This is a genomic window from Paenibacillus sp. A3, assembly GCF_001399685.1.
Lineage (GTDB): Bacteria > Bacillota > Bacilli > Paenibacillales > NBRC-103111 > Paenibacillus_G.
This window is the reverse complement of sequence record NZ_JTHN01000063.1, coordinates 1-18325: the sequence shown is the minus strand read 5'-3', so window position 1 is coordinate 18325 and position 18325 is coordinate 1. Positions and strand designations below refer to the sequence as shown.

The following is an 18325-nucleotide window of genomic DNA, read 5'->3' as shown; positions in this document are numbered from 1 at the left end:
GAAATGAACATAAATGATTCGATTCCAATTCATCCATCTGGAGGGAAGCAAATGAAAAAACGATCCAACATTACGGCAGCCATTCTGTCTTTGGCACTGGCCGGGGGGATGGTCATCCCCGCTGCAGGCGCATCCGCAGAACAAACAGCACAGGCGATTGCGCCTCTGGAAAATTTGGCTTTGAACAAGCCGTATACGTTCGAAACCCCGTATCCGCGCGACTCGCATTTCGGACCGACGGAGGACGCTTATGCGGACGATACAGGCAAGCAGCTGACGGACGGCGTTTTCGGCGGGACGTCCTTTTCGGACAAAGCATATGTTGGTAGGCTGTGGCAGGGCTACCGCACCTTCAAGCTCGATCTGGGCGAACCGGTCACGATCCAGGACATTAAGGTCAGTACGCTTCAGGATTTGCCGAACGGGATCTTCTTCCCGGACGAAATCTCGTACTCAATCTCGGAGAACGGTAACACGTGGCAGCATCTCGGTAAAGTAAAAAGCGCGCTGCCGACGACGGAAAAAGGCCCCGTGAAGCAAACGATCGCCAAAACCGGCGTAAATACGGTCGCCCGCTACGTCTATATGGACATTCCGGCGGAATCCTGGCTGTTCGTCGATGAGATCGAGGTCATGGGCACGCGCGACAAGTCGGGCAGCAAGCTGAAGCCGAACAAAGCGCCGAAGCCGGATCAAGGGTATCCTCGTCCGGGCTCAAAGCAGACGGGAGGCATTCGCGATGAAGTGCTGATTTATACCGGAGAATGGCAGTACCAGCCAAGCGACTGGGTTTCGTTCAAGAAAGAGGACTTCAAGCCGTATGTCTCTTATGTGGATCAAAACATGAAGCGCAAGGACTATATGTTCGACGGCTTCTTATTCTTACCGCTCCCTGCTTTGTTAGACGGCACCAATTACGGTTCGGCGGGGAAGCCGACAAACAAAGGTCACTTTGAAAAGTTTCTTGACCGCGTGTTCCGCGACGATTACGAGCTGGGGGCGCTGAACGAAGCGGTGAAGGAAGCGAAGGCGGATATGCCGAAAAGAAAATACGAGGCAAAGGTCGTTATCGCAATCCCATATCCGCGTACGGATCAGAGCGATTTCGGCGATGTAGACGGCGACGGCATCAGCGAGAACTTGAACGTCAAGGAGGTCGGGGAAGCGGAAGCTACGAAAAACCGGCTTAAGGTGACCAAGTGGTACGTCGACGAGGTGTACAAGCGCTGGAACGCGAAAAATTACTCCGACCTGAAGCTCGTCTCGTTCTATTGGTATAATGAATACATTGGAAATCAGTTAAGCGCGATGGAGCATGAGGTGGTGAAGCAGACCGGTGATTATGTCCGCTCCAAAGGCGCGACGTTCCAATGGATTCCGTATTATTTCGCCCGGGGCTGGAACGATTGGAAGGAAAACGGCTTCGATACGGCGCTGATGCAGCCGAACTATTTCTTCCACGCGAAGGCCGGCGTCGACCGGATGAGCACGATCGCTCAAGCGGCTTATGATAACGGCATGGGCGTCGAGATCGAGCTGAGCGACGCGGTGCTGACGGACGAGAACATGCGCAACCGCTATTATGCGTATTTGGATGCCGGAAAAGAGCATAAGTTTATGAAAAAGTCGCTTAACGCGTTCTACCAGCAGGTCAAGACGCTCTGGAAAGCGGCGCAATCCAAAACGCCGGCCGAGCGGGAAGTGTACGACCGGACGTATCAGTACCTGAAGGGCAAGTATAAAGTAACGAATCCGCAGGAGCTTCAAGCTTTGGAGCTGGAGGAGCAGGAAGCGGAGTAACGAACTTCGAAGAAAAAGGGGAATGAAGCATGAAAACGATCGTCACTTGCCAAGGCAAGGTGCGTCTCGAAGACCGGCCCGAGCCTTCCGTGAAGGAGCATCCCAAACGAGTGCTGGTGAAGGTGAATTACTCTTTGATCAGTCCGGGTACGGAGCTCGGCCTGCTGGCGAATCCGGCCATCCCGGACGGCTTCGCGCTCGGCTACAGCGCCTCCGGTACCGTGCTGGAGGTCGGTAGCGCCGTGGATGGGCTGAAGCCGGGAGATTTCGTCGCCTGCTACGGCGGACCTTACGTTTATCATGCGGAGCTGTTGTCCGTGCCAGAGATGCTCTGCGCCAAGCTGAGCGGTCCCGAATCGATGCCGACGGCGTCGTTCGTCGGGCTCGGCTCCGTCGCCGTGCACAGCACGCGCAGGCTGGCCCGCCAGTTCGGCGAGACCGTATGGGTCGCCGGACTCGGCGTGCTCGGTCTGCTGATCGCGCAGCTCGGGGACCGGGCCAACTACCGGGTGTTCGCCACGGATATGAAGGACGAACGGCTGCAGCTTGCGGCCGCGTGCGGCATTGGCGACGTTCACCGAGCCGACGATCCGCTGCTCGCCGAGCGGATTGCCGCTTATACGGAAGGCCACGGCTTCGACAGCATCGCGCTGTGCGCGCACGCCACGTCCCCGCAGCTGATCGAGTCGTGCATGCAGCACCTGGCGTTTCGCGGTACCTTCGCCTTGATCGGCAATGTGCCGATTCAGTTCTCGCGCGATTTGTTCTTCGCGAAGGAAGCGGATTTCGTCATCGCCCGTGGAGGCGGTCCGGGGCGTTACGACCGCCAATACGAGGAAGAGGGGCTGGACTATCCGAAATCGTACGTCCGATGGACAGAGGGCCGCAATATGCAAGAATTTGTCCGAAACGTGGAAAGCGGGCGTCTGGCGATCCGGCCGATGATGACGCACGAATTCGCGCTGGCTGACGCTGTCGAGGCGTACGAGGTGCTGAAGCGCGAAGCGTCGTCGGCGCTTGGCGTGCTGATTCGCTACGATTCATAGAGAGAGGGAAAGAGGATTCCCGGGCAGTCTATGGGAATCCTCTTTTTATTAGAGGCAAGGGGATCAGGTCGGCAGGTTTAACGCCGTTTGAATATTTGTCCGATCCAGCTCGATTTGTTCGGGAATATGATACGGGCGGTAATACCCTTTGCGCATCATATAGTTTGTGATTTGCTCGTGGGTCGATATCGCTTCGTCCAGCTGCTTACGCAGGACGGTTTTGATATCGGGACTGGCGGTTTCCGTAAGCGCGACGGCGTAGTTTTGAATGCCCGTTTTGGTAGCGATTAAAAAATCTGTGGCCACAACCTGATCGGTCATCGTGCCCATACCGGTTAAATTTTTGATTAGCGTGTTCATGCGTCGCTCCTTTTCTATGCGTTGACGTTGGCCAGCAAAGCATCCAGCTCTTGCAGCTGCCGGGTCGATAGCTGAACGTCCTGCTCCAAAAGCTGCCTCAGGTCCTCATCCGATACTAGTCCCCGCATCGTTGCCGATTTGGTCATGCAAATCGTCTTGAAGGTCGCGATTTCATGCAGATCCAATGTTTCGTGCAGGCCGTACGTTTTTTTCATAATGGGTTACCCTCCACGTTTACCTAGGTATTGTTCATGGTTTCAGAACGACTTTGATGCAGCCGTCCGTTTTGGTGTCGAATACCTCGTAGCCGTGCTTCGCTTGATCCAGCGGCAGCACGTGGGTAATGATATCCCCGGGGTCGACCTTGCCTTCCGCAATTAAATCGTACATATGCGGCATGTAATGGATCACCGGCGCTTGTCCCGAACGGATGTTTACGTTCCGCTGAAAAATATCCCCCAACGGGAAGGCGTTATAACGGGCTCCGTAAACGCCGGTAATTTGAATCATTCCGCCTTTGCGGACGGCTTGGGAGGCGATGACGACGGCTCCCAGCGCACCGCCCTGAAGCTTGAGGCCCGACGCAATAAACTCCAGCGGGGTCATTTTCCCGTCCATCCCTACGCAATCGATAACGACGTCCGCTCCGCCGTGGGTCATTTCCTTCAAATGGCTGCCAATATTTTCTTCCTGCTCGAAATTAACGGTTTCCACTTGATTGTGCCGCTTCGCATGCTCCAGCCGGTAATCCACATAGTCGACGGCGATGACGCGCTTCGCCCCTTTAAGCCAGGCGAATTTTTGCGCCAGCAGCCCGACCGGGCCGCAGCCCAGCACGATGACGGTATCCCCGTTCTTTACTCCGGCGTTGTCTACGCTCCAAAAGGCCGTCGGCATGGCATCGGCGATCAGACACAGCTTTTCGTCTGCGACCTCGCAGTTGTCAGGAATGCGGAAGGGGACGAAGTTGGCGTAAGGTACCCGCATATATTCGGCTTGCCCCCCGGGATAACCGCCGGTCGTTTCGGAGTAGCCGAAAAAACCGCCCATGTCTCCGTTCGGATTCGAATTGTCGCATTGGCTTTCCAATTGATTTTTGCAGTAATAACATTCGCCGCAGCTTACATTGAACGGGATGATGACCCGGTCGCCTTTTTTTACTTTGGTCACTTCGGGACCGACCTCTTCCACAATGCCCATCGGCTCGTGACCGATGATATAATCCGTGGGGAGATTAGGAATCATGCCGTGGATGAGATGCAGATCCGATCCGCATATGGCCGTGGTGGTCAGCTTGACGACAATGTCGTCCCCTTTTTCCAGCTTCGGGTCTTGCACCTGCTTGACCTGTACGTTCTTGATGCCTTGATACGTAACGGCTTTCATGGTGTAGGCTCCTTCAAGGATTATTTTTCCGGGGTTGCGAACAAGCCTAAACGGGAAGTCTCCTTCGGGAAGAGTTGCATTTCCGCGATTTGCATCGTCGTCTTGGCTGAAGTCAGATCCAGCTTGAATTGTTCGTTCAGTCTATTGGGGTATAGCCATCCTTTGCGAATCATCAGCTGCGAAATGTCTTCATGCAAATCCAGAGCTTCGAACAAGAGACGGCGTAGCAGTATTCTTACCTCGGCTGTTGCGGTCTCGGACAAGGCGATCGCGCAGTTCCGAACGTCGGTCTTGGCCGCCAGCAAGAAATCGAGCGCAATTGCGGAGTCTGCCAAATTCGGCATGCCTTCGGCATTGATCGGGTCCAAGTAGTCTTTGTTCATCGTATCGTTCACCGCCGTTTATTGAATTGGGGTTGCCGGATAAAGGCTCTGCAAATCCTGGAGCGCCTTGACGGATTGCTCGACGTCCTTTTGCATCAAGGCTTTCAGCTCTTGGTCAAAAACGAGCCCCTGCATCATTTTCGATTTGGCCAGACAGATCGTTTTAAAATTAAGCAGCTCGTGAACCTCCATCATTTCATGAGGAGCCAACGTCAGTTTGGTCATGGGGAATCACCTCCGGTTGCTTGAACACGGTTAGGTTTTCCTTAACAGTTTCCGCCTATACTTGGGCGGCATTCCAGGCCGCATAGAACTCGGCAACCGAAGCGTAGCGTTCGTTCCGGTCGGGCCGAACCGCGCGCAGAGCCGTTTCATAAAGTTTCTCGCCCGCTACCCACTTCGTATAGGAGCGGTCCCGTTCGCCGCCCAGCAGGCCGAAAGCGATGGCTCCCATGTTAAAAACATTGGTCCGTGCGTCAATGTCCGCGCCGAGCTCGAATTCTTCGGGCGACATGAAGCGGGTGGAACCCCACAGCCTGCCCATGGTATTGATGAACGGCTTTTTGCGGTACAAATCGATATCGCAAATTTTCGTCAGGCCGCTTTTGAAATCGTACAAGATGCTGCCGTCGTAAAAATCGACAGCGACAAAGCCGGTCGCTTCTACATGAGCGTGGAACGAAAAGATACAGTCCAACGAACTAAGCCTGTTCTCGACAGACAGCTGCCGGAAACGGAAAAAAGGCGAATCCGGGTGCGTATACTTTTGCGGTGGGGGAAAGGACCAGTGCGAATGCAGACATTCACCGTCAAACCAGTCGAATACGGCCGCATAGCCGTTCTCTACTTCAAAATGCTCCTCCAGCCGGATGAGATGAGGATGATTCAAGGCTTCATAAAGCGGGAGAGCCTGCTTTAATCGGGTGATCGCTTCTTGAGGGGTTCCGGTGTAGGCTACGGTCGGCGCCCCTGCGTACTTCACGAACTTTTTGCGGCCCTCCCGTTCGATGCCGAAGGACAGGTTTCCCGAATCCTGTTGATCGAAGACGCAAAATATCCGGCCCAGCTTCCGCAGCCACTCGAAGGGATGAGATTCTTTTAATTGAAATGATACGCCGTCTATGTTTACGGTAACGGATTGATTCGTCATAGCACGCCTCCATGGATTCGAAATGAAAAAACACTTCCCACATTTTAGCACATGTCGTTAGCGATTCCTTGGCATGCTTTCGGTAAATCCAAATTTTCCGGGATCTTTGGCGTACTTGGGACAATGGGAGGGGAAATGGAGGATGGCGGCATAGCGGAAAAGGAAAAAGAGGCTGCGGAAGCGCCTCTTTTTCTCGTGAAATCTTATTCTGCCGAACGGGTACCGTCTTCTTCCGAAGCAACGAGGGATATCGTGCCGTCCGTTTCATCGCCTTCGACAAAACGCTGCAAAGCCAGCAGTTTGTTGTCCCAGTATCTCTCGTAGTAGGCCAGCCACCGCTTCAATTCGAGCAGTGGCTCGGGCTCCAGCCGATACCGCGTTTCGCGGCCGATTTTTCGTTCTTTGACCAGTCCGGCATCGGCCAAGATGCGCAGATGCTTGGATACGGCCGTCCTGCTCATCGGAAAGTGGCCGCTGATCACGGTAACGGGCATTTCCCGTTCTCCCAGCATGCTTAACAACTGGCGGCGCGTCGGATCGGCAATCGCTTGAAAGACATCAGTCTTGCCTGAAGGGGCGGCCATCTCAGCCCTCGACGAAGGTGACGAGCTTCTGCACAATGCCGACCCAGCCTTGGTCCATTCTGTCGCGTACGGCTTCATGCGGTTGCCCGAATTCGGTAACCTTGTCGGCATCCCAGCCGGAGTGAACGAGCGTAAATTCCGTCTGTCCGTCCTTCTCCGTCAGCTCGAACACAATCGTCCAATCTTTGCCCCAACGGAACGAAAGGCGGTTCGGAGGATCGAGCTCTGTTACTTTGCAGGGGGACATGCCGAACGGGCCGGCGTTCAATTGGAACTCATAACCAAGAATAGGCTGAAAATCGTTGGGCATAAACCACGCGGCAATGCCATCCGAGGTGGCGACGGCATCCCAAACTTTTTGAATCGGCGCGTTGAGCAGGGCGGTCCTGCGGATTTCCGGCAGCGTATTTTGTGTATTGTTTTCCATATGATTTTATTCCTCCGATGTGAATAGGTATCGTTACTTCGAGGACTTTACTGTATCCTGATGGCGAAAACGCAAGGCGGACCATTTCTCGTCGACAGCTACGTTGCTGACCGGGCGGTAGGCTGTTTTTGCCTGCACCATGGCGGCTAGGCTATCACGGTTAATATCCGTTTTTACTTTCGAGCTTTGCTTCGGGTAGGTGATCCAGAATACCGCATCTTCGTTCAAGAGCGGGATGACTTTCGGTAGCCAGTCGTCCGTTTCTTGTGCATTATGAACGAACAGCTGAATAAAATCATAGGTCTTGTCCGGCTCTGTTTCGCTTTCGATGCCGAGCCGGTACCCTTCGGGAGCATTTAAGACTAAAGCGGCTCCTTCCTTGAACCGCAGTTTTTTCAACAACGCTTCCACGAGCTCATCCCTTTCCTTGTATAGCATGTCCTTGAAGCGATCATCCGTATTATATGAAACCAAAAGGTTTCATGTCAAGGTGGGGAAAAAACTGGTCATAAAAAGCCCGAATACCTATCGATTTATCGAAAGGATCCGGGCTTTGTGGCGATTTGTTACTTTTACTTCATCTTTTTACGGGCGGCTTCGCGGACCATGTCGGGGGTGACATGGACCCGAGTCGGAGAAATGCCGTTCTGGGCGTGCCGGTTGATGCGGTCCGTCGCCGCGTTAATGGCATCGACGCTGAACGGTTCGCCGGCAGTGCATAAGGCGATCGCTTCTTCAATCGCAGCCTCCCGTTCATTTTCCAGTTCAAGAAAACGTTCCAGGTGCGCGTTTTGTTTACGGGTATGGTTCGTGATAGCTTCATGGACATTCATACAGATAGCAGCTCCTTTGACAGACCGAAATTCAATAAAATTTATGATACTACAAGGCGCTTGGCGTGACAATGCCGCAATATCAAATGACGGTGTACTCGTACGTATCCGGCAAGCAGGCTTCAAAGCCCATAATACGCTGCAAGAGGCTGTAGTCTGTTCGAATGATTAATGCTATTAAATAAAAAGATTAATCACGTTAATTCAATTATTAATTAATCATGTTAATTATATAGAAAGGAGGAGCGGCTTAGCGCCATTCTTCAGAATAATTTAAGACTTCTGCTTACTTTCTTCTAAGAAGTATTGGATAGGATGGGGAACGTAGGAAATTTGAGGATGAGGAAAGAAGGGGCCTGTTCATGAAAAAGGTAGGTCGTTATACGTCGGCGTTGGCTTTACTCCTAATAGGGGCGTTAATTCTGCTGGACCGGACGATGGAGACCGAGTATTTGCATTTGGCGATTGGCTGGTGGCCTGTCGTGCTGGTTGCATTCGGGGCGGAGCTGTTGGCGTTTAAATTCCACCGGCGCGAGAAGCGAGGAAGGCTGAATTTGGATTTCGGAGGCATGCTGCTCACGGTCTTGGTCTTATGGGGGCTAAGCTTTTTTGCACCGGCTTCTTCTTCCGTTTCCTCTTCAACAACGGGGTATAGGATTGCAGGCGGCATCAGCACCGTGGCGTTGAGCGAACAAACGGACAGCCTCGTCATCGATAATCCTGCCGGCAACGTTGTCGTCAAGCCCGGACCTGTAGACAAGATTCAAATTGATGCTTCTTTGTGGGCCGAAACGCCAGCGGCATCGCACGACTTCAAAATTTCCTCCAAAGAGAAAGACGGAAAAATAACCGTTACCACAAGAGGAGGTTTGTTCGGGTTGAGCAACAAGAACAAGCCGTTCATTCACCTGCTGGTTACCGTCCCCGAGCAGCGCAAGCTGGATATGCAGCTCAAATTAAAAAGCGGGGATGTGGAAGCTAGAAGACTGCCTATCCGCAAACAACTGACGGTTGAAACTTCGAACGGAAAAGTGACGGTTTCGGATATCGCGGCAAACGTATTGGTTCGTACGACGGACACCCAAGTCCAAGCGGACCATATTCAAGGCGATACCGAGATGCATGTATCAGGCGGTTCGATCCGATTGTCCGAAGCAGGCGGCAAGGTCAGCGTCGTCGCCTCCAATGGCCCTGTTATGATAAGCGGCTCGTCGGTCGGAGGAGATTGGAATGTGGATTCGAAGCAGGGCGACATCACCGTCGAGGTTCCTGCGCAGGGCGACTTCCGCATCGACGGCTCCAGTCCCAAAGGCCGGGTAATCGCCGGGCTGCCTATGAATGTAACCGCTAATGCCGCGACAGGAACCGTCGGCTCTGGTGCTCATCTCATCCGCTTGCATGCGGCGAACGGGAACATTGCGATAAACGAAAAGCCAGGTACCGGACAGGGCGGAGGAGCGGGTAATTCCCGGGCAGCCGGCCTGTTCAGCAAAAAGGCTGCAAAAGCCGCTTGACGAAAGAAGATCCGTCATGGCATATAGGTTGTATGCAAAAGGAGGGTAACGGATGCTGCCGGATCAAGGAACGTTAGAGAGCGGATTGACGATGATTGCGATGTGCAAGCAGGAAACGGGGGATATATGGCACGCTCATTTTGGCGCCGCCGCGATTGCCGGTTATTTTTTCGCTAAAGAAAACGGGTTGTCCGACCTGGCGCTGCGCAGCCTGACCGATCAGTCCGAAGCGATGATCAAGAAGCATTTGCGGACTCCGGCAATCCTTAAGGCGAACGGGTGTACGGTTCGACAGGCCGAATCGGCCATTCTGGAAGCTCTCGAGCCTACGATCGATCGGCTTCATTGGGTCGGGCACAATGCCATTTACGCTGCGGTCAGCTTGCTTGCCCTTCATGAACTGGGAGGCTGGGGCAGTGAGGAGAACATAGACGGCATTTGCGAGCTTCTTCGTGCTTTTGAGAACACCGTCCCCGGCCGGTCATGGCTCGGCTTTACGGCCTCGGAGGTAAGGAGGCTGGGGCCGGACGAAGCCGATCGTTTTCCGAAGGTGAAGGACGCCCGGCAGCTTTCGGAGTTTATTTTAAACGAAGTGGCGCAGTTTAAGACGATCTACCGCGCGGAGGCGCACCATGACCTGATTGGGCACATGCTTACGTTTTCCCATGCTTTGAACATTTTGTCGGATCTGGGTCACGAATCGTTATTCCGCCGTGGGCTGCTTCCGCTCTTTACTTTGATTAAGGTGCTCCGGCGAAGTCATCACCTTCTGCCAGGGGACGCAATCCGGTTGGACTCGCCGGTTGACCGTCTGCCGCTGAAGAAAGCCGAGCGCGCAGCAGCACTGCCTACAGAGCCGGCTTATTGGGCGGCAGATCTCGGACGGTATGATTGGGATTTCGGCCATTCGTTTAAATTTGCTTTCAGCTTTTACAACCATTTGAACCGGTCGCCACAGGACAAGGAAGGGGCCGTCGAAAACTTTCGCTATCTTGTCCACGGTTAAGCCGGAGAAGCTGTGTCGGCGAGCGTGTCGGAACGAAGCGTTGAAATGAATGGGAGATGGATGGCGGCAAAACAAACGGACCAGCGGGCAGCGGTTTGCAGCACTTTCGCCGAGCGGTTATGATAGAAACGTTATTTACAAATAAGAACGGACGGAGTGACGGGCTGCATGCAGATTCATAACATTATCATTACGGGTCGGATATACCGGGAGCTGGAAGCCGCGTGGCCGGGGGTTGCGGGCAAGCAAGTGCGGTTTCTTGCCGAATCCGAGGTGAGCGAAGCCGATATGGCATGGGCCGATGCATTTGTCGGCTTCAAGCCCGTTCCGGCGTTTCATCTGGAATCGGTCCGTTGGGTGCATGCGCTCGGAGCGGGGATCGATGCATTCGTGTACCGAAAGCCATGGAAGCCGGACGTGCTTCTCACCCGTACGACCGGTTCGTTCGGGCAGAAAATCGGCGAATATTGCCTCGGTCATATGCTGGCCGATCTCCAGCATCATGAAACGTTCGCGCGCAGCCAGTCGGACCGAGGCTGGAACCCGGCCCCGCCGCTGCCGCTGTCCGGAAGCCGGGTGACGGTGATGGGTACCGGCTCCGTCGGGCAAGAGCTTGCCCGGATGCTGCAGGCGCTGGGAGTTCAAGTGGCGGGCGTTTCCATGCGCGGGGAAAGAAAGCCGCACATGGATCATGTTTATCCGATGTCGCACATCGGGGACGCCGTTTCCGCCGCCGACTGGGTAATCAATACTTTGCCGCTGACCTCGCAAACGGATAAGCTGTTCGGGCCTGCGCTTTTTGCGCGAATGAACGGGGCCGGATTTATTAACGTCGGCCGCGGTCCTTCGGTCGATCATGCTGCGCTGCTGGAGGCGCTTGATCAGGGCCATATTCGTCTGGCGGTGCTCGACGTGTTCGAGGAGGAGCCGCTCCCCGATGCATCCCCGCTGTGGAAGCGCAAGGATGTTCGGGTGACGCCGCACGTAGCCGCTGTCACTTCCGTGGAAGAGGCGCTGAGCGGGTTCTTGGACACGTTGCGCAAGCTGGAAGCGGGAGAACGGGAGCTTGCGAATCGGGTGGACCCGGTACGCGGGTATTAAACGGATGCCGTGTTGCGGAACCATGCAACGAGGTTTAGCTAGCTGAGGAGGAACAACGTCATGACGCCAAGCGAAGAAATCTTTGACATTTTTGACGAACGGATGAATCCGGCGGGACAGGCTTCCCGCTCCGAGGTTCATGCCCGGGGCCTATGGCACCAAACGTTTCATTGCTGGATTTTGGACACGACGGATGGGGACGAGGCATTGCTGTTTCAAGAGCGGCACCCGGGGAAGGATACGTTTCCGTTATTGCTCGATACGTCCTGCGCCGGCCATCTGCTGTCAGGCGAAGCAGTCGAGGACGGTGTCCGGGAGCTGGAAGAGGAGCTTGGACTAAGCGTATCGTTCGAAACGCTGGTTCCCTGCGGCTTGTTTGCCGAGGAGGACGTCATCTCCGAAGCGTGCATCGACCGTGAGTTTTGCCATGTGTTTCTTCATGTGAACCGGCAGCCGCTCACCCGGTACCGCTTACAACCAGAGGAGGTCACGGGGTTATACCGAATTCCGCTCGAGCAAGTGTGTAAGCTGGCTCAAGGAACCTTGGTCGATCCGATCTGGATTAGCGGCGTGGCGCCGGATGAGAACGGCGTTCTGGTACCTGTTGAGCGGGCAGTCGGACATGCGGATTTCGTTCCGCATCCCAGGGCTTATTACGAGCTGGTGCTTCAGGCGATAGACCGGATACGAAAATCCGCACCGTGACGTAGAGTATGACACGCATCCGATTTACCAAGAAGGGGGAAGCGGAGAGCGTGGGAAGAAGAGGTAATAAATAGAGAATTGGGAAATGAAGCAGAGCTGGGAAATGAACGGCGTATTTCCCGGGTAAGCGCACAACTCGATTCATTTTTCGATTTTTCAGACTTTTTCGACAAATGTTCTCCATACAATTCGTATGTACACTGAACAGTTAGGGACTGTTCAGTCTGGATAACCGTTTCTCTTTATAGTGGAGTGAAAATGCACTCCTCCCTTTCGGGAGTCGAGATGCTCAAAGCCCAACTTGCTATCCCTCCTATACCGGCAAGAGAGTCGTCACTCACGAATAAGCTCCATGTGCCATTGGGGGGCAATCCGTTAAAAATGCTGAGTGCAACAGATGCAGATGATGGGGGCGCAGGGGCCGGGAGATTTTCAGGAGGGAATTCAAAGTTGGTCGGCTTAAACGTACCGGAAAAAATCGTCGTATTAAACGGAAGGAAGCTTGGCGCCTGGTCGTCAAATGTCAGTGTAACATCGGTGATGTTAAATGCGCCTCCAGTATCTGACATCAGGATAGTATTGGTCTGCCCGTCGGGCCCGACAAGCAAAATATCAATGTCCGTCGGATCTTGATGGGATAGGAGGAAGAGTGTCACGGTCACTTTCGTAATAAGACCTGTCAAGCCTGTCACGGTTATCGTTGACGGATAAGGATCAGCTGGGGCGGAGTCGGATATCTGTATGAATTGCGTGTTAAAAAAGGTAAATATACTTGTCGGGAATCGGCTGCAAGAGCTTCGGAAAGGAATAAACGGTCCAGGAGGGCCTGGGGGACCTGACGGGCCTGTTAAACCCGGGGGACCCGTCGGGCCCGCGGGTCCTGTTGGACCTGTTAAGCCTGTAGGACCCGTTGGACCTGACGGGCCTGTTAAGCCTGTCGGACCTGGTACTCCGCTCATTTCATATTCACCACCTATGAATTTTGTTATATTGTACGTATCCTGCCTTTGCAGGAGTTGGATGATTACCTAAATTCATAAAATATAGTTGCGTCGGCGTATTCTGATCGTCTGGCTCAAATTTGCATGGCATCAGTCCAGGCTTGCCCCTGACGTTACTCGGACCTAAAAACATCAACAGCGGGTTCCTGCGCCTCTCCCAAATAGCCAATATCAAAGGAGGGAGCGGCAGGAGACCCGCTGCTATTGGTTTATACGGACAAGCGGCTGATGGTCAAGAATGTCCGATGCACGTCACCCGCCGGTACTTCCACCAGCTCTTGTTTCCGGTTCAGCTCGTCGGTTTTGGCCATCCACGGCTCGACGCAGACGAAGCTTTTGCCGCTTACGGACCACAGCACGACATATTTGAACGGCTCGCCGTAAGTCATCCGCACAACCAAGCGCTCCGCCGGGCTGAAGGTAATGTCCCGCCGCTGCGCGTTCAGGAAAACAACCGATTCCGGCAGCTTATCGAGATCGATGACCCGGCCGTCATAGCTTTTTTCTGCTCCGTCGTTGTAATCGAAGTATTTCGTCGCGTCGGTTTCGTATGCGAGCGCTTTGCGGTCGGCGACAAAATACGGATGAAATCCGGGATACATCGGCATTGGCTCTGTCGAGCCGTTTCGGTATTCCTGCTCGATGGTCAATTGACCGTTCTTCAACCGGTAGGTAAAGCGAAGCTCGAAGTCGAACGGGTAGGATTCCCGCGTTTCCGCGTCGCTGGCGAGCGTCAACGTAATGGCGGCGCCGTCACGGGTATCCGTCGATTCGACACGCCAAGGGCGTACGCGGGCGACGCCATGATTTTTCATGCGATAGCGCTGTCCGTTCCATTCGTAGGCACCTTCTGCGAGCTGCCCGGAAATCGGGAACAGCACTGGAATGCCGCCGCGGATATTGGCGTTCGGATCGTCGAACGTCGCTTTGTCCAGATAAAGCAGTTCCTGACCGTTCGCCCCGAAGCTGATGACGATTCCGCCGCGCTCCGGGGCGATTTTGAACCACGAACGGGTACTGTGCTCGATCAACTCGTAAATCTCGTAGGAATCTTGGTAAGTCCGGATTTCGTATGGTTTCATGGTCCGTCTCCTTTCTCATTTCCTCTATATTTTACCATAACGCTCCGCGTTTGTTCTACGAGGACGGTCATGTACATGACGGAAATCCGAAATCACCGGCAAGCCGCCGTTCCGGGCATGCATAATATTTCTGTACATGAAGATACTGGAATTAAAAACAAGAGGTGTTCTTCATGTGCGAACGTTTTTCGTTGACGGCCGAGCTGCCAGAGCTGTCGGAACGTTATCGGATCGGCCAGGTAACCTACGCTTACAAGCCGCGATATAACATCGCGCCGACACAGCAGGTGGCCGTAATCATCCGGGGAGCGGAAAGCCGGATGCTGGAGGAGCACCGGTGGGGACTCGTCCCGTTCTGGGGGAAGGATGCCGTGAATGCCGACAGCGCAGCCGTACACGAAAAACCGGCGTATCGCAAGCTGTTCGGCAAGCAGCGCTGCATCATCCCGAGCAACGGCTTTTATGTCTGGAAAACGGAAGGCAAAACAAGACGGCCGATTCGCATCGTCATGAAGGACAGGGGCGTCTTCGCCATGGCCGGGCTGTATGAAGTATGGAAGGATTCGCGGGGCGGAGAAACCCGCACCTGCACGGTTATGACGACGAGATCGAACCGGCTGGTGTTCGATTACGACGAGCGGATGCCGGTCATTTTGGACGAACGGGACGTCGAGACGTGGCTCGATCCGACCATGAACGGTGAACCGGACAGGCTGCAATCGCTTCTTCGGCCTTACGCGCCCGATCGGATGCATGCGTACCCAGTTTCCCAGCGGGTAGCGGACCCTCTTGTCGAGTCGGAGGAATGCGTCGAAGAAGCGGCGCCCCCCAAGTATGCGCTCCTCCGATGGTAAGACCGAGGGAAGAAGCGTCCGGGCCCGGGACGGCGTGCCAACCTGCAATAACCGTGAAGCCTTATTCCTTGATGGAATAAGGCTTCTTGACGTTAGGATGAAGGATGGAAAAACAAGTTAAAAAAGGAATTCGGCACGGCTCTCTCGAACTTTGAAAGGAATACCTTTACCATAAGTGGCTGAAGAGGGGGCATGTGCGGTGGCGAAGCAAGTTTATCCTGTCGAGGAATGGATCGAGGAGGCGACGGTCGACGATTTGCAGCAGGCGATGGAATCCGGGGAGCGAACCGCGGCGGAGCTGGTCCGGGCGTATATGGCGCGGATTGCGGCATACGACAAACAGGGACCGGCGCTAAATGCGGTGTTGGAGCTTAATCCGGATGCGCTTGCGATCGCCGAAGCGCTGGATGCCGAGCGGCGGGCACAAGGCTCGAGAGGGCCCTTGCACGGTATCCCGGTGCTGTTGAAGGACAATATCGATACGGCCGATAAAATGCATACGAGCGCAGGCTCCCTTGCGCTGGAGGGACATTATGCGGCAAGCGACGCTTTCCTGGTCAAGCGGCTGCGAGAGGCGGGGGCCGTCATTCTGGGAAAAGCCAATATGACGGAATGGGCGAACTACATGACGCAGGGGATGCCGGGAGGCTATAGCTCCCGCGGCGGTCAAGTGTTGAACGCGTACGGTTCCAAGTTTGGAGCAGGCGGTTCGAGCACCGGGTCCGGCGTGGCTGTGGCGGCGAACCTGTGTGCGCTGGCCGTAGGAACCGAAACGTCCGGCTCGATTCTGAGCCCCGCGGCGAGCAGCTCGGTCGCCGGCATCAAGCCGACGCTTGGGTTAATCAGCCGCAGCGGAATCATTCCGCTGGCCCACAGTCAAGATACGGCGGGACCGCTCGCCCGAACGGTGGCCGACGCGGCGCTCCTTCTCGGGGCGATGGCCGGGACGGACCCAGCCGATGCGATCACGGGCACGTCGCTGGGACGGGTGCCTGCCGATTATCGGCAGTTTCTGGACAAGGACGGATTGCAAGGAGCCCGGATCGGCGTACCGCGGGCGGTCTACCATGACAAGCTGGGCGAGGAGGAACGCCGGGCGTTCGAAGCTCACGTCGCTGCTCTGCGGCTTGCCGGAGCGGAGGTTGTCGATCCGGCGGAAATTCTTTCCGCGCAGGAGCTCGCTTCATTCCACTCCAGCGTGTTCCGCTATGAATTCAAAACGGACGTGAACGCCTACTTAAGCAAGCTTGCGCCGCATCTGCCGGTCCATTCGCTGCGCGATGTCATCGCTTTTAATGCGAAGCATTTTGAGAAGACGCTAAAATACGGCCAAACGACACTGATGCGCGCCGAAGAGACGTCGGGAACGCTCACCGAAGCGGAATATATCCAGGACAGGCTGAAGGACCTGCGGCTGTCCCGCACCGAAGGCATCGATGCGGCGATGGCACGCCACAGGTTGGATGCTGTGCTGTTCCCCGGGACGTCCGGGGCCGGGATTGCCGCTGCGGCAGGCTATCCCTCGATTGCCGTTCCCGGCGGCTATACCGCGGACGGGCGGCCGCTCGCAATCACGTTTACGGGGCAGGCGTACAGCGAGCCCGTTCTGATCCGGCTTGCCTATGCGTTCGAGCAGCTCGGACCGCAGCGGCGAAAGCCGACGTGGCCGAAGTAAGTAGATGAAGCGCTTTACGAGACGGGTACGGATTGGAGAAAGAGGTTCGCTTGGGGCTGCCGGTGTTGTTGGACGGGGTAGCTGTGTAATAAAAGGAGAATTTATGCAAAGCAAAACGTGAGAGAGCCGGGGATTAAACGTCCGTAACGGACATTTTAATCCCCGACTTTTTTGCGTGCGCGAAAACGGCGCACCTTCATGAGATTGCCGCATAGTTTGTCGTCGCAGTATCGCTTGGACCGGTTGCGGGTGTCGTCGTAGTAAACCCACAAGCAGTCGGGGTTGCTGCAAATGCGCATCCGGGCAGGATCTTTATCGGCTAAAGTCTGCGCGAACGAAGCGGCGATTTCGGCACTGATCTGCGTCCAACCGCGCAAGGTCGGCATATAATCCAGCCCATAACGCTCGTCCGTCCGGACGAGCTGACGAACGACCGGCCCGTCGGCCATGACCCGATTTAATTCCCCGACATCTTCCGGATCCGGCTGCGAGCCTGAGGCGAAGGCTTGAACAATGCAAAACAGCAGGTCTCGCAGCTTTTTTAATTCAACCATCTCTTGAGGCGAAGGCAGGTCAGGGGCGGTAAGCCGGTGCTCGGACAGCCATCGTTCGATCCACTCGGGGTTTTCCAATCGGTCCTCGCTTTTTCCGCTGCCGCGCCAATCCCGCCACACGCTGTTGAGAAAATCATCCCATATCATTTGCGATCCCAGCTTTTTTGTCCCTTATTGTAGCATGGAAATATTGGCCTGCGCCAGCTTCTATACAATCGGCTTTGCGTGTGGTATATTATGGATGTAACTATCAAAATAACAATAGATAGTTACGAATATGGCAAAACGGGAGGAGAACACGGAATGAACAAGAAGGAGCTGCTCCTGCATGAATGGGATATTTGCTATGACAAGGAAGACTGGTTTCCGCCGCTGTGCGAGGCACTGAAGGGGGTAACGGAGGCTGAAGCCGACTGGCGTCCGGAGGGGGCCGCCGCCAATACGATCCGTGAAACCGTCCGGCATTTGACGTTCTATAAGGAGCGGTCGCTAAAACGGCTGTCGGGCGAAAATCCGCACTATCCCGACGGGTTGACCAACGACGATACGTTTGCCGCATATGGGGAAAGGGTAGAGACTTGGGAGGAAGAGGCGGCCCGTTTGGAACATGTACATAAGGCCGTTCGGGCCGCGCTTGCAGAGTTAAGCGAAGACGACTTGGAACGGCCCCTCACCAAAACCACGATAGCGCTTACTGTTACGAGTCTGGTCGTACACGACGCGTATCATATCGGGCAAATCGTGCAAATCCGCAAGCTGCAGGGCTCATGGCCTGCGCGGCGCTCTTTCGACTAGCGAAGAAATGGCGCATCCCAGCCATCCTAGGCATCACGGCAAAAAGACCCGGGCCTTTCCCGTCAGTGC

21 protein-coding genes are annotated in these 18325 nt (G+C 54.9%); 9 read left to right on the top strand and 12 right to left on the bottom strand.

From position 1 onward, the window contains the following. Window positions 1-51: 51 nt before the first annotated feature. Both QJ48_RS09505 and QJ48_RS09500 read left to right on the top strand, forming a co-directional pair. Complete coding sequence (locus QJ48_RS09505; RefSeq protein ID WP_054973388.1) at window positions 52-1800, top strand: DUF4855 domain-containing protein; 1749 nt, start codon at window positions 52-54, stop codon at window positions 1798-1800. A 29-nt stretch (window positions 1801-1829) separates the two neighbouring features. Next, a complete protein-coding gene (locus QJ48_RS09500; protein ID WP_054973387.1) occupies window positions 1830-2846 on the top strand; it encodes a zinc-binding alcohol dehydrogenase in 1017 nt (338 codons plus the stop codon). Window positions 2847-2909: 63 nt separating this feature from the next. On the opposite strand, the gene QJ48_RS09495 is transcribed toward QJ48_RS09500, so the two are convergent. From QJ48_RS09495 to QJ48_RS09450, 10 genes are all read right to left on the bottom strand, one after another. Next, window positions 2910-3206, bottom strand: a complete 297-nt coding sequence (locus tag QJ48_RS09495) for a spore coat protein (RefSeq protein WP_054973386.1) — start codon at window positions 3204-3206, stop codon at window positions 2910-2912. 14 nt (window positions 3207-3220) lie between these two features. Continuing rightward, window positions 3221-3421: a hypothetical protein gene (locus QJ48_RS09490; protein WP_054973385.1), complete on the bottom strand. Its 201-nt coding sequence runs from the start codon at window positions 3419-3421 to the stop codon at window positions 3221-3223. Window positions 3422-3455: 34 nt separating this feature from the next. After that, window positions 3456-4592 (bottom strand): zinc-dependent alcohol dehydrogenase, encoded by a 1137-nt coding sequence (locus QJ48_RS09485; RefSeq protein ID WP_054973384.1) that lies wholly within the window; start codon window positions 4590-4592, stop codon window positions 3456-3458. Window positions 4593-4612: 20 nt separating this feature from the next. Then, on the bottom strand, window positions 4613-4975 hold the full coding sequence (locus QJ48_RS09480; protein WP_054973383.1) for a spore coat protein: 363 nt from the start codon (window positions 4973-4975) through the stop codon (window positions 4613-4615). An 18-nt stretch (window positions 4976-4993) separates the two neighbouring features. Next, complete coding sequence (locus QJ48_RS09475) at window positions 4994-5200, bottom strand: hypothetical protein (RefSeq protein WP_054973382.1); 207 nt, start codon at window positions 5198-5200, stop codon at window positions 4994-4996. A gap of 55 nt (window positions 5201-5255) precedes the next feature. Next, window positions 5256-6125: a serine/threonine protein kinase gene (locus QJ48_RS09470; protein ID WP_054973381.1), complete on the bottom strand. Its 870-nt coding sequence runs from the start codon at window positions 6123-6125 to the stop codon at window positions 5256-5258. Between the two features lie 203 nt (window positions 6126-6328). Beyond that, entirely contained in the window at window positions 6329-6709 is a 381-nt protein-coding gene (locus QJ48_RS09465) for a helix-turn-helix transcriptional regulator (protein ID WP_054973380.1), read from the bottom strand. 1 nt (window position 6710) lies between these two features. Beyond that, complete coding sequence (locus QJ48_RS09460; RefSeq protein ID WP_054973379.1) at window positions 6711-7136, bottom strand: SRPBCC domain-containing protein; 426 nt, start codon at window positions 7134-7136, stop codon at window positions 6711-6713. 33 nt (window positions 7137-7169) lie between these two features. After that, a complete protein-coding gene (locus QJ48_RS09455; RefSeq protein WP_054973399.1) occupies window positions 7170-7547 on the bottom strand; it encodes a hypothetical protein in 378 nt (125 codons plus the stop codon). Window positions 7548-7708: 161 nt separating this feature from the next. Next, complete coding sequence (locus QJ48_RS09450) at window positions 7709-7969, bottom strand: YpbS family protein (protein ID WP_054973378.1); 261 nt, start codon at window positions 7967-7969, stop codon at window positions 7709-7711. A 362-nt stretch (window positions 7970-8331) separates the two neighbouring features. Here QJ48_RS09450 and QJ48_RS09445 point away from each other — a divergent pair, with 362 nt between their 5' ends. From QJ48_RS09445 to QJ48_RS09430, 4 genes are all read left to right on the top strand, one after another. Beyond that, window positions 8332-9483: a DUF4097 family beta strand repeat-containing protein gene (locus QJ48_RS09445; RefSeq protein WP_054973377.1), complete on the top strand. Its 1152-nt coding sequence runs from the start codon at window positions 8332-8334 to the stop codon at window positions 9481-9483. A gap of 52 nt (window positions 9484-9535) precedes the next feature. After that, window positions 9536-10489, top strand: coding sequence for a hypothetical protein (locus tag QJ48_RS09440; RefSeq protein WP_054973376.1), 954 nt, complete (start codon window positions 9536-9538; stop codon window positions 10487-10489). Between the two features lie 168 nt (window positions 10490-10657). Next, window positions 10658-11590 (top strand): D-2-hydroxyacid dehydrogenase, encoded by a 933-nt coding sequence (locus QJ48_RS09435; RefSeq protein WP_054973375.1) that lies wholly within the window; start codon window positions 10658-10660, stop codon window positions 11588-11590. A gap of 60 nt (window positions 11591-11650) precedes the next feature. Beyond that, complete coding sequence (locus tag QJ48_RS09430) at window positions 11651-12295, top strand: NUDIX domain-containing protein (RefSeq protein ID WP_054973374.1); 645 nt, start codon at window positions 11651-11653, stop codon at window positions 12293-12295. A 1210-nt stretch (window positions 12296-13505) separates the two neighbouring features. Here the strand turns inward: QJ48_RS09430 and QJ48_RS09425 are convergent. After that, window positions 13506-14378 carry an aldose epimerase gene (locus QJ48_RS09425; protein WP_054973373.1) on the bottom strand — a complete coding sequence of 291 codons (873 nt, stop codon included), beginning with the start codon at window positions 14376-14378 and terminating at the stop codon, window positions 13506-13508. 173 nt (window positions 14379-14551) lie between these two features. Between QJ48_RS09425 and QJ48_RS09420 the strand changes: the two genes are divergently transcribed. Both QJ48_RS09420 and QJ48_RS09415 read left to right on the top strand, forming a co-directional pair. Continuing rightward, the gene (locus QJ48_RS09420; RefSeq protein WP_054973372.1) at window positions 14552-15232 is read left to right on the top strand and encodes an SOS response-associated peptidase; all 681 of its coding nucleotides are present in this window, start codon (window positions 14552-14554) and stop codon (window positions 15230-15232) included. Window positions 15233-15431: 199 nt separating this feature from the next. Continuing rightward, entirely contained in the window at window positions 15432-16907 is a 1476-nt protein-coding gene (locus QJ48_RS09415) for an amidase family protein (RefSeq protein WP_082420426.1), read from the top strand. Between the two features lie 155 nt (window positions 16908-17062). On the opposite strand, the gene QJ48_RS09410 is transcribed toward QJ48_RS09415, so the two are convergent. Next, window positions 17063-17608: an ABATE domain-containing protein gene (locus QJ48_RS09410; protein WP_054973371.1), complete on the bottom strand. Its 546-nt coding sequence runs from the start codon at window positions 17606-17608 to the stop codon at window positions 17063-17065. Between the two features lie 156 nt (window positions 17609-17764). On the opposite strand from QJ48_RS09410, the gene QJ48_RS09405 reads away from it, so the two are divergent. Further along, window positions 17765-18256 (top strand): DinB family protein, encoded by a 492-nt coding sequence (locus QJ48_RS09405; protein WP_054973370.1) that lies wholly within the window; start codon window positions 17765-17767, stop codon window positions 18254-18256. Window positions 18257-18325: the final 69 nt, after the last annotated feature.